This is a genomic window from Streptomyces sp. YJ-C3 (assembly GCF_053891275.1).
This window is the reverse complement of sequence record NZ_CM132685.1, coordinates 645,937-661,107: the sequence shown is the minus strand read 5'-3', so window position 1 is coordinate 661,107 and position 15,171 is coordinate 645,937. Positions and strand designations below refer to the sequence as shown.

Sequence of the window (15,171 nt, the reverse complement as noted above, 5' to 3'; positions counted from 1 at the left end):
ACGGCGTTCTGTCCTACGACGAAAGCGACTTGGGGCACCCCGTAATCTGGGCCACCCGCAGAACCACCGGAGGACGACGTTGGGCACCAGAGGCAAGCGCAAGGCTCCCGCGCGCCAGAACAACCATGCCCTGGTGATCGGCGCGGCCGTCGTGGTCGCCGTCGTCGGGGCGGGCGTCGGCGCGTACGCCCTGATGGACAGCGGCAACGGGTCGTCGGCGTCGGCGGACGAGAAGCCGAAGGTGCCGTCGGGCCCGCCGTCCGCCGCCGAGGTGCGCACCGCGGCGGACCGGTTCCTCACGGCCTGGCAGTCCGGCTCCCCGGCGAAGGCGGCCGCGTACACGGACGACCCGACCGCCGCGCAGGCCGCGCTCACCGCCCTGGCCGAGGACGCCCACCTCTCCGGCGTGAAGCTGGCCCCGGGCAAGCGGGCCGGCGCCAAGGTCCCCTTCCACGTCACGTCGACGGTCTCGTACGAGGAGAAGGGCGCCGACGCGAAGAAGCTCAGCAAGCCGTACGCGTACGACTCCTCGCTCACGGCGGTGCGCCGCAAGAGCGACGGGAAGGTCCTCGTCTCGTGGCAGCCGTCGGTCGTGCACCCGGAGTTGAAGGACGGGGACCGGCTCGTCACCGGTGAGGCGGGCGATCCGCCCGTCAAGGCGGTGGACCGCTCGGGCGGTGAGCTGACCGCGAAGAAGTACCCCTCGCTCGGCACGGTCATCGACGGGCTGCGCGAGAAGTACGGCAAGAAGGCGGGCGGCACGGCCGGCGTCGAACTGCGCATCGCGCGCAAGGAGTCCGCGAAGGGCGACGAGAAGAACGCGCTGCCCGACAAGACGCTGCTCACGCTCTCCGAGGGCACCCCGGGCACGGTGAGGACCACGATCAGCCCGGCCGTGCAGGCCGCCGCCGAGAAGCAGGTCGCCTCGAAGGAGCGGGCCTCGGTCGTGGTGATCCGGCCGTCGACCGGCGAGATCCTCGGCGTGGCCAACTCCAGCCCCGGCTTCAACACCGCGTTCCAGGGGTCCCTCGCGCCCGGCTCCACGATGAAGGTCATCACGTCGTCGCTGCTTCTGGAGAAGGGGCTCGCGGACGTGAACAAGGAGCACCCGTGCCCGAAGTACTTCACGTACGGGCACTGGAAGTTCCAGAACGACGACAAGTTCCAGATCAAGAACGGCACGTTCAAGGCGAGCTTCGCCGCGTCCTGCAACACGGCCTTCATCAGCCAGGCCCCGAAGCTGCAGGACGACTCGCTGACCAAGCAGGCGCAGCAGGTCTTCGGTCTCGGCCTCGACAACTGGGCGATCGGCGTGCCGAGTTTCGACGGCGCGGTGCCGGTGCAGTCGCAGGCGCAGATGGCGGCCTCGCTGATCGGGCAGGGCGGGGTGCGGATGAACCCGCTGAACATGGCGTCGGTCGCGGCGACCGTGAAGTCGGGCACCTTCCACCAGCCGTACCTGGTGTCGCCGGAGTTCGACCACCGCACGCTCGCGAAGGCGTCCCGGACGCTGTCCGGCAGGACGGTCGCGGATCTGCGGGAACTGATGCACTACACGGCGGTCGCGGGCACGGCGGTGAAGCCGATGTCCGGGCTCGGTTCCGACATGGGCGCGAAGACCGGCTCGGCCGAGGTCGACGGGCAGAAGGAGCCCAACGGCTGGTTCACGGCCTGGCGCGGCGATCTCGCTTCGGCGGCCGTGGTGCAGCAGGGCGGGCACGGCGGCGACTCGGCGGGCCCGATCGTCCGGGAGATGCTCCTCAACGGCGCAGGGTGACCCCGCAAACCAGTTCGCTTGGGCGGTACATCGACCGTTAGCGTGCCGCTCATGACGACAGACGAGAGCGCAGCACATCCCCGGTTCGCCGAGGCCGTCACCGAGCTCGGCCTGGCCGGACTCCTGCCGCGGGTACGCCGCTTCCCGGAGGCGACCCGCACCGCGCAGGAGGCGGCGGACGCGATCGGCTGCGAACTGAGCGCCATCTGCAAGTCGTTGATCTTCGCGGCGGACGGGGTGCCGGTGCTGGTCCTCATGGACGGCGCGTCCCGGGTGGACGTCGAGCTGGTCCGGCGGGAGCTGGGCGCCCAGAAGGTGACCCGCGCCAAGGCGGACGTGGTGCGGGAGTTCACCGGGTACGCGATCGGCGGTGTCCCACCCTTCGGCCACCTCACCCGGACCCGGGTGCTCGCGGACCGTTCGCTGCTCGGGCACGACATCGTGTGGGCGGCGGCGGGCACCCCGTACGCCGTCTTCCCGATGGCGCCCGAGGACCTCGCCGCGCAGGCGGGCGCCACGCTCGTGGACGTCCGGGAATGACCCCGATAGTCGCCGCGGCGGTCCTGCTCGCCGCCGTCACGCACGCGTCGTGGAACGCGCTGGCGCACCACATCCCCGACAAGCTCGTCGCCTTCACGCTCATCTCCGGCGGCGGCACCCTCATCGGGCTCGCCATCGCGCTGTTCTCGCCGGTCCCGGCGGCGGGCGCCTGGCCGTACCTGATCGCGTCGGCGGTCATCCACATCGGCTACTTCGTGCTGCTGATGACGTCGTTCAGGCTGGGCGACTTCGGCCAGGCCTATCCGATCGCACGGGGCACGGCGCCGCTCGTGGTGACCGTGCTCGCGGCGGTGTTCGCGGGCGAGGTGCCCGGCGGCTGGCAGGCGGCGGGCGTCGCGGTGTCCTGCGCGGGGCTCACCGGGCTCGCGGTGTGGGGGCTGCGCGGCTCGGGGCGCCGGCCCGACTGGCGGGCGCTCGGCGCGGCTCTCGCGACGGGGGTGTCCATCGCCGCGTACACGGTGGTGGACGGTCTCGGAGTGCGCGCCTCCGGGTCCGCGGCGGGGTACATCGCCTGGCTGATGGTCCTCCAAGGGCTCGTGGTGCCGGTGTTCGCGGCGTACCGCTGGCGCGGTGAACTGGTCACGAGGATCCGGCCGTTCGCCCCGCTCGGCCTGTTGGGCGCGGCTCTGTCCGTGTCGGCGTACGGGCTCGTGCTGTGGGCCCAGACCCGGGCGGACCTGGCCCCGATCTCCGCGCTGCGGGAGTCGTCGATCATCGTGGGGGCGGCGATCGGGGCGGTCTTCTTCAAGGAGCGGTTCGGCCTGCCGCGGATGGTCGCGGCGGCGGTGATGGTGGCCGGGATCGGGCTGATGCTGCACGCGGGCTGAGCGGTGTGCCCCCTACGGGGCGGTCCGCCTGAACCCGGTGTTGACCGCCGTGATCCCGCCGTCCACCGGCAGCACGGCCCCGGTCACCCAGGCCGCGTCCCGCGATGCCAGGAAGGCCACCGCCGCCGCGATGTCGGCCGGCTCCCCGACCCGGCCGAGCGGGTACGACTCCCGTACGGCGTCCGGGTTGCGGCCGCGCTCGGACCAGGCGCGGGTGCGCACGGTGCCGGGGGCGACGAGGTTGACGCGCACGCCGCGCGGGCCCGCGTGCCCCGCGAGGGTCCGGGTCAGTGAGATCAGGCCCGCCTTCGCGGCGCTGTAGGCGTGGTTGCCGAAGTCCTGGACGCCGTTGACGGAGCCGATGTTGACGACCGCCCCGCGGCCGGACGCGACGAGGTGCGGGAGGGCGGCCTTGCAGCAGCGGTAGGCGCCGGTGAGGGAGAGGTCCAGGTCACGGGCCCACGCCTCGTCGTCCTCGTCCTCGAAGAGGTCGGCGTCGGGATGGCAGGCGTAGGCGTTGTTGACGAGGACGTCGAGGCGGCCGAACTCCTCGACGGCGTGGGCCACGGCGGCCTCGACGGCGGCCCGGTCCCCCACGTCGCAGAAGAACGCCCGGGCGACGGCGCCCTGTTCGCGTATCTCCCCGGCCACCTTCTCGGCGGACGCCACGTCGATGTCGGTGATCAGGACGTGAGCTCCCTCCGCGGCGAGGCGGTGGGCCACGGCGGCGCCGATGCCGCGGCCCGCGCCCGTGATCAGTACTCCGTGTCCCTCGAAGCGGTTCATGCCGGGACGGTAGCCCGTCAGCCGGAGTTCAGCACCTGCCGTACCGCCTTCACCAGCGCCTGGGCGCGCGGATCGGCGGTGACGCCCTTGCGCATCCCGTTGGTCACGTACCCGAACGCGATGCCCGTCTCCGGGTCGGCGAAGCCGAGGGCGCCGCCGCGGCCCGGGTGGCCGAAGGAGTGCGGGGTCAGCAGCGGGGAGGCGATGCCGTGCAGCATGTAGCCGAGGCCGAAGCGGGAGGGAACGGCGAGGACGCGGTCGGGGCCCGACGAGGCCTCCGTGCGGGCCAGCCGGACCGTCTCCGGCGTGAACAGCCGTGTCCCGCCGTCCACTTCACCGGTCAGCGCGGCGTAGAAGCGGGCCAGGCCCTCGGCCGTGCCGAAGCCGTTCGAGCCCGGGAGCTCGGCGGCGCGGTAGCCCGGGTCGTTCTCGTCCGGCGACGGGCTGATCGAGTCGAAGGCGCGCCGGGTCAGGGACGCCGGGTCCGTGTACGCCTCGACGAGGGCCCGCTTGGGGCGCGAGCGCGGGCCGCCGGGCACGGCCGGGGCCTCGACGGGGCCGACCCGGCCGGCCCGGTGGGCCTGCGCCGCGGGCAGGCCGATCCACACGTCCGCGGCGGCCGGCCCGGCCAGTTCCTGCGCGACGTACGCGCCGAGGGAGCGTCCGGTGACCCGGCGCACGAGTTCGCCGGTGAGCCAGCTGTACGTCTGGGCGTGGTAGCCGTGCTCGGTGCCCGGGGCCCAGGCCGGGGTCTGCGCGGCGACGGCCGCGGCGCCGCGGTCCGGGTCGGCGGCCTCGGCCGGCGTCAGCGGCCGGTCCAGGGCGGGGACGCCCGCGCGGTGGGCGAGCACGTGCCGGACGAGCGCGGCCTCCTTGCCCCGTGCCTTGAACTCGGGCCAGTACGCGCCGACCGGCGCGTCCAGGTCGAGCTCCCCGCGCTGGTGGAGCAGGAGCAGCGCGGCGGCGGCCAGGCCCTTGGTGGCGGAGCGCATGATCTGGGCGGTGCCGGGCTGCCAGGCCTCGCCGCCGTCCACGTCGCGCGTCCCCGCGTACAGGTCGACGACCTTGTGGCCGTCCTGGTAGACGACGACGGCCGCGCCGCGCTCGCCGCCCTCCGCGAAATTGCGGGCGAAGGCGGGACGGACGCCTTCGAATCCGGGGGCGGTCGTGCCGTTCACTGCTGTATCCACGGTGGGTGCAACAGGCAACGATGCCGGTTGATTCCGCTCGTGTGCGGTGGGAGGCACCCTCAGCGCCCCTCAGTGGCCCCTCAGCGGCACCTCAGCGGCCCAGGCGGCGGCTCCACCGCAGTTCGCCGTCGTGCACCTCGCCGGTCGGCGTGAGCCCGGCCGCCGCGGCCACGGCGGCGGACGCGTGGTGGTCGGGGTGGATGTGGGCGACGACCGAGCGCACGCCCTGCCGGTCCAGCAGGCCCACGAGGCCGCGGGCCGCCTCGACGGCGATGCCCCGGCCCTGCCACGGGGTGCCCACCACCCAGGCGATCTCGGCGACCTCAGCGGGCTCTGCGGCGGGGCGGCCGACCGTCGCCTGGACCGTGCCCGTCAGGCATTCGTCGGCCCGCAGCCGGATCACCCAGTTCAGCCAGGTGACGCCGGGGTCCGGGGAACCCGCGGTGAGGCGCTCGTAGCGGGCGCGCAGGGCGTCCGGGGTGTCCGGGGCGCCGCCGATGAACGTGTGGAGCGCCGGGTCGGACAGCACGGCGGCCATCTCCCGTGCGTGCGCCACGCGCAGCGGCAGCAGGTCGAGCCGGGCGGTGCTGACGGTCTCGGCCGCCGCCGGGCTCAACCCGTCTTCCCCGCAACGGACTTCGGGTCGAAGCCGAACGGCAGCTCCAGGCGGTGAGCCCGCATCAGGTCCTCGTCCATGAGCAGCGCGCCGGTGCCGCCGTCCGCCGCGATGACGCCCTCGCTGAGGATCACCGCGCGCGGGCACAGTTCGAGGGCGTACGGCAGGTCGTGCGTGACCATGAGGACGGTGACGTCCAGCGACCGCAGGATGTCGGCCAGTTCACGGCGGGAGGCCGGGTCGAGGTTGGAGGAGGGCTCGTCCAGGACGAGGATCTCGGGCTCCATCGCCAGGACCGTCGCGACCGCCACCCGCCTGCGCTGACCGAAGGAGAGGTGGTGCGGGGGCCGGTCCGCGTACTCCTCCATGCCGACCGACGCGAGCGCCTTGCGGACCCGGGCCTCCAGCTCGGGGCCCTTCATGCCCGCCGCGGCGGGGCCGAACGCGACGTCCTCGCGGACCGTCGGCATGAACAGCTGGTCGTCGGGGTCCTGGAAGACGATGCCGACCTTGCGCCGGATCTCGGCCATGTGCCGCTTGTCGACCGGCAGGCCCGCGACCGTGACGGTGCCCGCGCCGCCGGTCAGGATGCCGTTCAGGTGCAGGACGAGGGTCGTCTTGCCCGCGCCGTTCGGGCCGAGCAGGGCGACCCGCTCGCCCTTCCCGATCGTCAGGTCGACACCGAAGAGGGCCTGGTGCCCGTCGGGATAGGCGAAGGCCAGTCCGGAAACCTCTAGAGAAGCAGTCACAGCACCCATCCCAGCAGACACACCACGAGCGCGGCACACGGGAGGGCCAGCGCGTACGACCACTGGGCCCGCGACGCCGTCACCTCGTCGATCACCGGCATGGAACCCGCGTACCCCCGGCTGACCATCGCCAGATGCACGCGCTCACCGCGCTCGTAGGAGCGGATGAACAGCGCCCCCGCCGACTTGGCGAGGACTCCCCAGTGGCGTACGCCGCTGGCCTCGAAGCCGCGCGACTCCCGCGCGATCCTCATCCGCCGCATCTCGTCGGTGATGACGTCCCCGTAGCGGATCATGAACGAGGCGATCTGGACGAGGAGCGGGGGCAGCTTCAGGCGCTGGAGTCCGAGGAGCAGTTCCCGCAGCTCCGTCGTGGAGGCGAGGAGCACCGACGCGGCGACCCCGAGCGTGCCCTTGGCCAGCACGTTCCACGCGCCCCACAGACCGCTCTCGCTCAGCGAGAGGCCGAGCACCTGCACCCGCTCGCCCTCCGCGACGAACGGCATCAGCACGGCGAAGGCGACGAAGGGCACCTCGATCAGCAGCCGCTTGAGCAGGTACCCCGCGGGCACCCGCGCCAGGTACGCGACCGACGCGAGGAGCACGGCGTACAGCGCGAACGCCCACATCGCCTCACGCGGGGTGGAGACCACGACCACGACGAAACAGAAGACCGCGGCCAGTTTCGTGTGCGGCGGCAGGGCGTGCACGGGCGAGTGCCCGTGCCGGTAGAGCCGGTGCGCGTGTCCCGCGCCCATGTCAGACCGATTCCGGGGCGCGGACCTCGGTGGAGGCCGCGTCGCTCGTCCGCCGCCTGCGCAGCGCCCAGAAGATGCCGGATCCGGCGACGACGGTCACGCCGACGCCGATGATCCCGGCGAGGCCGCCGGAGAGGCGGGCGTCGGTGACGTCCTTGACGCCGTAGTCGGCGAGCGGCGAGTCGGCGGAGGCGTGCGCCTCGGTCTTCCGGTCGATGCCCTTGTCGTGGGCGACCTTCTCCAGGCCGTCGGGGCTGGCCGAGGCGTAGAAGGAGACGAACCCGGCGAGCACGAGGGACGTGACCAGGCCGGTGATCCAGATCTTGCGGTGCGAGCGGGCGGCGACCGGGGCCGGCTCGGCGGCCGGGGCGTCGACCAGCTCACCGCCGACCTTCAGCTTGAGGGGCTGCGTCAGGCCGCGCGCGCCGTGGACGAGGTCGGGCCGCACGGCGACGACCGCGCCGACGGTGAGCGCCGTGATCACGGCCTCGCCGATGCCGATCAGGACGTGCACGCCGATCATCGCGGTGGCGACCTTGCCGATGGAGACGTCGGTCGTGCCCCCGATGGCGTAGACCAGGGTGAAGACGACCGCGGCCGCCGGGACGGACAGCAGGGCGGCGACGAAGGACGCGACGGTGATCGAGCGGCGGCTGCGGGGCAGCACCTTCACCAGGCCGCGGAAGACGAGGTAGGCGACGACCGTGGTGGTGATCGCCATGTCCGTGATGTTCACGCCGAGCGCGGTCAGGCCGCCGTCCGCGAACAGCACGCCCTGCATCAGGAGCACCACGGACACACAGAGGACCCCTGTATAGGGGCCCACCAATATCGCGGCCAGCGCTCCGCCCAGGAGATGGCCGCTGGTGCCCGCCGCCACGGGGAAGTTGAGCATCTGGACGGCGAAGATGAACGCCGCGACCAGGCCGGCCAGCGGCGCGGTGCGCTCGTCGAGCTCGCGGCGCGCGCCGCGCAGGCTGACGGCGACGGCACCCGCGGCGACGACACCGGCGGCCGCCGACACGGGGGCGTTGATGAATCCGTCGGGTACATGCATGGCAGGGTTCTCCGGCGCTCGGGCAGTTGGTTAACCGTTCGATGATAGTGCTTTGTTGCGAACGGCTTGCAAGAGCGCCTCGGGTTCAATGACACCTGGTCCGTACAGACGGACATATGGGACATTGGATGACATGAGCCCCGCCGAGCAGTACGTGGAGCAGTACGCCCGCGCCCGCGTCGTCACCGATTCCCCCGACGCGGCCCGCGCCGTGCCGGTCGTGCTGCGCTACGACGGGCGGGTCCGCGTCACCCTTCCCGACTCCGGCGAGTGGATCTTTCCGCGCGACCTGCTGGAGCGCGGGCTGCGCGCCCCGGTGACCGGCGGCGACGTGCGGATCTGGCCGTGCGGGCGGGTGCAGGCGGTCATCGAGTTCCACGCCCGCGGGCCCGAAGAGCCGAACGGGGTGACGGTCGTGCAGTTCGACGTGAAGGCGCTGATCCGCTTCCTGCGTCGTACGTACACGGCCGTCACCCCGGCGACGGTCACACCCTGATCAGGCGTTGACGAGCTCCCGGTCCTCCTCGGGGCGCCCGTCGGCCGAGGCCGCGTTGAGGCCCTCGCCCTCGACGTCCACGTTGGGCAGCGCGCGGTCCAGCCACTTCGGCAGCCACCAGGCCTTCTTGCCGAGCAGCGCCAGCACCGCGGGCACGATCGTCATGCGGACGACGAACGCGTCGAAGAAGACGGCGATCGCGAGGCCGAAGCCGATCATCTTCACCATCTGCTCGGAGCTTCCGATGAAGCCGGCGAACACCGCGATCATGATGATCGCCGCGGCCGTGACCACCCGGGCCCCGTGCCGAAAGCCGGTGACGATGGCCTGCGCCGGGCGCTCCCCGTGGACGTACGCCTCCCGCATCCGGGTCACGAGGAACACCTCGTAGTCCATCGCGAGACCGAAGACCACGCCCACCATGAAGATCGGCATCATCGACATGACCGGGCCGGTCTGCTCGACGCCGAAGAGCGAGCCGAGCCAGCCCCACTGGTAGACGGCGACGACGGCGCCGAGCGCGGCGAGCACCGAGAGCAGGAAGCCGAGGGCCGCCTTGAGCGGGACGAGGACCGAGCGGAAGACGACCATCAGAAGCAGGAACGCCAGGCCGACGACGAGGGCCAGGTAGGGCACGAGCGCGTCGTTGAGCTTCTGCGAGACGTCGATGTTCATGGCCGTGGAGCCGGTGACCGCGAGCTCGGCGCCGGTGTCGGCCGTGATGTCCTGGCCCGCGTCGCGGATGGCGTGGACGACGTCCTCGGTCTCGACGGAGGACGGCTTGTACTTCGAGACGACGTTGATGATGGCGGTGTCGCCGGCCTTGTTGAAGGTGGCCGGGGTGACCGCGGCGACGCCGTCCGTGTCCTTGATCGTGGTGACGACCCGGTCGACGGCGGCCTTCGGGTCGTCCGCGCCCTTGGCGTCGACGACCGTCATGAGCGGGCCGTTGAAGCCCGGGCCGAAGCCCTCGGAGAGCAGGTCGTACGCCTTGCGCTGGGTGGTGTCGGTGGGCTGGACGCCGTCGTCGGGCAGGCCGAGCTCCAGTGAGGCGACCGGGATCGCGATCGCGCCGAGACCGACGATGCCCGCGGCCAGGACCAGCACCGGCCGGCGCAGCACGAGGCGGGCCCAGCGGGTGCCCATGTTGACCTTGGGCTCCGCCTTCTCGGTGGAGTCGAGCGCCTTGCGGGCCTTGCGGCCGTGGACGCGCTTGCCCGCGTAGCCGAGCAGCGCCGGGATCAGGGTCAGCGCGATGAGGACCGCGATGGCGACGGTGCCGGCGGCGGCGACGCCCATCTTCGTCAGCATCGGGATGTTGACGACGGCGAGGCCGACCAGCGCGATGACGACGGTCAGACCGGCGAAGACGACGGCCGAGCCTGCGGTGCCGACCGCCCGTCCGGCGGCCTCCTCGCGCTCGCGGCCCTCGGCGAGCTCGGCGCGGTAGCGGGAGACGATGAACAGGGCGTAGTCGATGCCGACCGCGAGGCCGATCATCATCGCCAGGGTGGAGGTGGTGGTGCCCAGGTCGAGCGCGTTGGCGAGCGCCGTGATCGACGAGACGCCGATGCCGACGCCGATCAGCGCGGTCAGCAGCGGGAGCCCGGCCGCGAGCAGCGAGCCGAAGGTGACGACCAGGACGACGGCCGCGACCGCGATGCCGATGATCTCGGTGGCGCCGGTCTCCGGCATGGCCTGCAGCGCGTCACCGCCGACCTCGACGGTCAGGCCGGTCTTCTTGGCCTCGTCGATGACCTTCTGCAGCCCGTCCCGGTCGTCGTCGGTCAGCTCCATCGAGGAGACCTTGTACGAGGCCGAGGCGTAGGCGATCGTGCCGTCCTTGCTCACCGTCTTCGCGACGTACGGGTCGGCGACCGAGGCGACCTGCTTCGAGCTGGACTTGAGGGCGGCGACGGTGTCCTCGACGTCCGCCTTGTTCGCGGCGCCCGTGAGCTTCTCGCCCGCCGGGGCCTTGAAGACGACACGGGCGGTGGCGCCGTCCGCGGCCGAGCCGGGGAAGCGCTGGTCGAGCAGGTCGAAGGCCTTCTGGGCCTCGGTGCCCGGGATCGAGAAGGAGCTGGAGGCGGCGGTCGGCGCGGAGGCGGCGCCGACGCCCGCGAGCGTCAGCAGCGCCACCCATATGAGGGCGACGAAGTGCCGTCGGCGAAAGGCGAGCTTGCCGAGTTTGTAGAGGAACGTGGCCACGAGGGCGTACTCCCGGTCAGGTCGAGGGTCAGCCTTGGCTGATGCTGGGCAGGGAAGATCAGCCCGACGACGTGAGCGGTCGCGTCAGGTGTGCGGGGTGAACTGGGTGGTGCGGAAGGGGGGTCAGGAGCTGAGGGCGGGGAGGACCACAGCGTCGATGTACGAGGCGAGGTACGCCTGGGTGGGCGGCTGCTCGTCGATGAGCGTGCGCGTGGCGAACGCGCCGATCAGCATGTGGATGATGTAGTCGAGCGCCGGGTTGTCGGCCCGGACCTCGCCTCTGTCCACCGCCCGCTGCATCATCCGGTCGAGACCGGACAGCTCGGGTGCGACGATCCATTCCTTGAAGGCCTCGAGCAGATCGGGGTTGGCGTGCACGGCCACCATCAGGCCGCGCATCAACGCGCTGTTCTGCTCCATGTGACAGTCGTCGTCGCGGAGCACCATCGCGTGCAGGTCGCCGCGGAGCGACCCGGTGTCGATCTCGTCGAACTGCGGCTTCTGGCTCCGCAGCGCCTTCACGACCAGCTCGGCCTTGCCGCCCCACTGGCGGTAGAGCGTCGCCTTGCTGGCCCGGGTGCGGGCGGCGACGGCATCCATCGTCAGCGCGTCGTAACCGACCTCCCGGAGCAGGTCGAGCACGGCCCCGTACAGCTCGGCCTCGCGCTCGGGCGTGATCCGGCTGCGACGCGTCGTTGCCTCCGCGACCATGATCCTCACCTGACCTCTCCGTCTCGTACGCCCTGAACATACCCCGCCGCCTAACGAAACGAAACCGTTTCGTACGTGGGGTGCGCCACATGCGGCCCCGCGGTCGCGTCCCGCGGATCTCCGGGGCCCCGGTTGCCGGAGGTGTCATCACGGAAAAGCATGAGGAGGTGACTGTGGTGACTGAGGAAGACACGACCCGGGCCTACCTACGATTCCCGCACCTGAGCGGCGAGCGACTCTGCTTCGTGGTCGAGGACGATCTGTGGGTCGCCCCGCTCGACGGCTCCGCGCGGGCCTGGCGGGTCACCGCCGACCGCACCAAGGTCAGCCATCCACGGTTCTCGCCCGACGGCCGGCACCTCGCGTACACGACGTGGCGCAGCCTGGACCCAGAGATCTACCTGGCGCCCGTGGACGGCGGCTCCGCGCGCCGGCTCACGTACTGGGGCAGCGTCGACACCCAGGTGCGCGGCTGGTCCCCCGACGGGGACATCCTCGCCGTCGCCTCGCACGGCGAGCCGTTCTCCTACTTCACCTTCGCCTACAGCGTCCCGACCGACGGCTCCCCCGGCGGCAAGCTCCCCTGGGGTCCGGTCTCCGACATCCAGGTCGCGGACATCGACGGCGAGCGGCAGACCCTGCTCCTGACCGGGACGCCGCCGCACGAACCGGCCGCCTGGAAGCGCTACCGGGGCGGCGCCCAGGGCCGGCTGTGGGTGCACGGCCGGCGCGTCCTCGCCGACCTGGACGGACACCTCGACGCCCCGATGTTCGTCGGCGGCCGCATCGCGTTCCTCTCCGACCACGAGGGCATCGGCAACGTCTACTCCTGCCTGCCCGACGGCTCGGACCTGACCCGGCACACCGACCACGACGCCTTCTACGCCCGGCACGCCTCCTCCGACGGCACCCGCGTCGTCTACCAGTGCGCGGGCGAGCTGTGGATCCTCGACTCGCTCGACCCCGGCTCCGTGCCGCGCAGGCTGCGGGTCCGGCTCGGCGGCCCGCGCACCGGCCGCCGCGGCTACCAGGTCCCGGCCGCCCACCACGTCGACGCCCTCTCCGTGGACGAGACCGGCCGGGCCAGCGCGATCGTGGTGCGCGGCAGCCTGTACTGGCTGACCCACCGCGACGGCCCGGCCCGCACCATCACCGACACCCCGGGCGTCCGCGTCCGCCTCCCCGAGATGCTCGGCTCCGGCGGACAGGTCGCGTACGTCACCGACGCCGCGGGCGAGGACGCCGTCGAGATCGCCTACCTGCCGCGGGCCAGCGGCGACCGGGAGCCGCGCCGCCTCGCCTCCGGGGACCTCGGCCGCGTACAGGAACTGGTCTCGGACCCCGACGGCGAGCGCCTGGCCCTCGCCTCGAACGACGGCCGGCTGCTGCTGATCGACGCGACGGAGGAGTCGGACGGCGAGGTCACCGAGCTGATCCGGTCCACGAACGGCCCGGTCCGCGACCTCGCCTTCTCGCCCGACGGCGCCTGGCTGACCTGGTCGCACCCGGGCATCGGCCGCTCCCTGCGGCAGATCAAGATGGCCCGCATCAAGGACCGCACGATCGTCGACGTCACCAACGGCCGCTTCGAGGACGAGAACCCGGTCTTCACCCGCGACGGCCGCTACCTCGCGTTCCTGTCGTGGCGCGGCTTCGACCCGGTCTACGACGTGCACACCGGCGATCTGTCCTTCCCGCTGGGCTGCCGCCCCTATCTCGTCCCCCTGTCGTCCGCGACCTCCTCGCCGTTCGCCCTCTCCCCGGACGGGCGCACCGCCGCGGGCGGCCTCGACCCGGTCGACGACAGGGACGCCACCGGCGACGGCACGCCGACCGTGGAGATCGAGGGCCTCGCCGAACGCGTGGTGCCCTTCCCGGTCGCGGCCTCCAAGTACTCCGCGCTGCACCCGGTCTCCGGCGGCGGCCTGGTCTGGCTGCGCTGGCCGATCTCCGGCGCGCTCGGCGAGACGTTCGCGAACCCGGCCGACACCTCGTCCCAGCCGACCCTCGAACACTTCAACCTGGCCAAGGGCAAGAAGACCCAGCTCGTCGACCACATGGACTGGTTCGCGGTCAGCGGCGACGGCACCCGGCTCGTCGTCGGCGACGAGGGCGAGCTGCGCGCCGTGCCCTCCACCGAGGCCGGCGACAACGACACCACCGTCTGGATCGACCTGCGCCGCATCCTGCACGAGGCCGATCCGCCCGCCGAGTGGCGCGGCGCCTTCGACGAGGCGGGCCGGATCATCCGCGCCTACTTCTGGGAGCCGTCGATGTGCGGCATCGACTGGTCGGGGGTGCTCGCCCAGTACCGGCCGCTCGTCGAACGGGTCGCGTCCCCCGACGAGTTCGCGGACCTGCTGCGCGAGGTCCTCGGCGAACTGGGCACCTCGCACGCCTACGTCTCCGCGTCCCGCCGCAACGAGGGCCCCGCGCACTACCAGCGCGCCCAGGGCCTGCTCGGCGCCAACTTCCTCTGCCGCGAGGGCGGTTGGATGCTCGCCCGGATCCTGCCCGGCGACTCGTCCGACTCCCGGGCCCGCTCCCCGCTGGCCGGCACCGGCATCCGCGAGGGCGCGTTCCTCACGCACGTCGACGGCCGCCCGGTCGACCCGGTCGCCGGACCGTTCCCGCTGCTCGCCGGCGCGGGCGGCACGACCGTCGAGCTCACCTTCTCCCCCGCCGAGGGCGAGGGCCGCGCGCGCCGGGTCGCCGTGGTCCCCCTCGTCGACGAGCGCCCGCTGCGCTACCAGGACTGGGTGGCCAAACGCCGGGCCGTGGTCCGGGAGTTGAGCAACGGCAAGTGCGGCTATCTGCACATCCCCGACATGGGCGGGTCCGGCTGGGCCCAGTTCAACCGGGACCTGCGCATGGAGGTCTCGCGGCCCGCGCTCATCGTCGACGTCCGCGGCAACGCGGGCGGCCACATCAGCGAGCTGGTCGTCGAGAAGCTCACCCGGAAGATCATCGGCTGGGACCTGACCCGCAACGCCCAGGCGGTGTCGTACGCCTCCAACGCGCCCCGGGGACCGGTGGTCGCGCTCGCCGACGAGGCGACGTCCTCCGACGGGGACATGATCACGGCGGCCTTCAAACTGCTCGCGCTCGGCCCGGTCGTCGGCCAGCGCACCTGGGGCGGGGTCGTCGGCATGACCGGGCGGCACAAGCTCGGCGACGGCACGGTGATCACGGTGCCGATGAACGCGGCGTGGTTCCCCGAGTACGGCTGGTCGATCGAGAACCGGGGCGTCGACCCCGACATCGAGGTGCTGCGCACCCCGCTCGACTGGGCGGAGGGCCGGCACGCGCAGCTCGACGACGCGGTGCACCTCGCCCTCGACCTGCTGAAGGAGCAGGGCGCGAAGAACCCGCCGGACCACTCGGACGTACCGGACCGGCGACGCCCCCGACTGCCGCCCCGGTAGGGCGGCCGGC

At 72.5% G+C, this 15,171-nt stretch carries 13 protein-coding genes; 5 read left to right on the top strand and 8 right to left on the bottom strand.

The window, feature by feature from the left end; genetic code table 11:
• The first annotated feature begins 79 nt into the window (after nt 1-79).
• Genes ACVHNB_RS02960 through ACVHNB_RS02950 form a run of 3 tightly spaced genes read left to right on the top strand, consistent with a single transcriptional unit; the run spans nt 80 to nt 3,165 of the window.
• Nucleotides 80-1,777 carry a penicillin-binding transpeptidase domain-containing protein gene (locus ACVHNB_RS02960; protein ID WP_456227356.1) on the top strand — a complete coding sequence of 566 codons (1,698 nt, stop codon included), beginning with the start codon at nt 80-82 and terminating at the stop codon, nt 1,775-1,777.
• 51 nt (nt 1,778-1,828) lie between these two features.
• Nucleotides 1,829-2,317, top strand: coding sequence for a YbaK/EbsC family protein (locus tag ACVHNB_RS02955; protein WP_428952996.1), 489 nt, complete (start codon nt 1,829-1,831; stop codon nt 2,315-2,317).
• The gene (locus ACVHNB_RS02950) at nt 2,314-3,165 is read left to right on the top strand and encodes an EamA family transporter (RefSeq protein WP_428952997.1); all 852 of its coding nucleotides are present in this window, start codon (nt 2,314-2,316) and stop codon (nt 3,163-3,165) included. Before ACVHNB_RS02955 ends, ACVHNB_RS02950 begins: the two co-directional genes overlap by 4 nt.
• Before the next feature lie 12 nt (nt 3,166-3,177).
• Here ACVHNB_RS02950 and ACVHNB_RS02945 read toward each other — a convergent pair whose 3' ends face one another.
• The 6 genes from ACVHNB_RS02945 to ACVHNB_RS02920 all read right to left on the bottom strand — a co-directional run bounded on the left by ACVHNB_RS02945 (nt 3,178) and on the right by ACVHNB_RS02920 (nt 8,321).
• Nucleotides 3,178-3,951, bottom strand: coding sequence for an SDR family NAD(P)-dependent oxidoreductase (locus ACVHNB_RS02945; RefSeq protein WP_456227355.1), 774 nt, complete (start codon nt 3,949-3,951; stop codon nt 3,178-3,180).
• Nucleotides 3,952-3,968: 17 nt separating this feature from the next.
• Nucleotides 3,969-5,129 carry a serine hydrolase domain-containing protein gene (locus tag ACVHNB_RS02940; RefSeq protein WP_428952999.1) on the bottom strand — a complete coding sequence of 387 codons (1,161 nt, stop codon included), beginning with the start codon at nt 5,127-5,129 and terminating at the stop codon, nt 3,969-3,971.
• A 103-nt stretch (nt 5,130-5,232) separates the two neighbouring features.
• On the bottom strand, nt 5,233-5,757 hold the full coding sequence (locus ACVHNB_RS02935) for a GNAT family N-acetyltransferase (protein ID WP_456227354.1): 525 nt from the start codon (nt 5,755-5,757) through the stop codon (nt 5,233-5,235).
• Complete coding sequence (locus tag ACVHNB_RS02930; RefSeq protein ID WP_456227353.1) at nt 5,754-6,515, bottom strand: energy-coupling factor ABC transporter ATP-binding protein; 762 nt, start codon at nt 6,513-6,515, stop codon at nt 5,754-5,756. The genes ACVHNB_RS02935 and ACVHNB_RS02930 overlap by 4 nt, the downstream gene beginning before the upstream one ends.
• On the bottom strand, nt 6,503-7,264 hold the full coding sequence (gene cbiQ / locus ACVHNB_RS02925) for a cobalt ECF transporter T component CbiQ (RefSeq protein WP_428953002.1): 762 nt from the start codon (nt 7,262-7,264) through the stop codon (nt 6,503-6,505). The genes ACVHNB_RS02930 and cbiQ overlap by 13 nt, the downstream gene beginning before the upstream one ends.
• A gap of 1 nt (nt 7,265) precedes the next feature.
• Nucleotides 7,266-8,321 carry an energy-coupling factor ABC transporter permease gene (locus tag ACVHNB_RS02920; protein ID WP_428953003.1) on the bottom strand — a complete coding sequence of 352 codons (1,056 nt, stop codon included), beginning with the start codon at nt 8,319-8,321 and terminating at the stop codon, nt 7,266-7,268.
• 133 nt (nt 8,322-8,454) lie between these two features.
• Here ACVHNB_RS02920 and ACVHNB_RS02915 point away from each other — a divergent pair, with 133 nt between their 5' ends.
• Nucleotides 8,455-8,817 carry an SsgA family sporulation/cell division regulator gene (locus ACVHNB_RS02915; RefSeq protein WP_456227352.1) on the top strand — a complete coding sequence of 121 codons (363 nt, stop codon included), beginning with the start codon at nt 8,455-8,457 and terminating at the stop codon, nt 8,815-8,817.
• Here the strand turns inward: ACVHNB_RS02915 and ACVHNB_RS02910 are convergent, their stop codons facing one another.
• Nucleotides 8,818-11,025 (bottom strand): MMPL family transporter, encoded by a 2,208-nt coding sequence (locus tag ACVHNB_RS02910; RefSeq protein ID WP_428953005.1) that lies wholly within the window; start codon nt 11,023-11,025, stop codon nt 8,818-8,820.
• 123 nt (nt 11,026-11,148) lie between these two features.
• Nucleotides 11,149-11,736: a TetR/AcrR family transcriptional regulator gene (locus tag ACVHNB_RS02905; RefSeq protein WP_428953006.1), complete on the bottom strand. Its 588-nt coding sequence runs from the start codon at nt 11,734-11,736 to the stop codon at nt 11,149-11,151.
• A 176-nt stretch (nt 11,737-11,912) separates the two neighbouring features.
• On the opposite strand from ACVHNB_RS02905, the gene ACVHNB_RS02900 reads away from it, so the two are divergent.
• Nucleotides 11,913-15,161, top strand: coding sequence for a S41 family peptidase (locus tag ACVHNB_RS02900; RefSeq protein WP_456227351.1), 3,249 nt, complete (start codon nt 11,913-11,915; stop codon nt 15,159-15,161).
• The last annotated feature ends 10 nt before the right edge of the window (nt 15,162-15,171 follow it).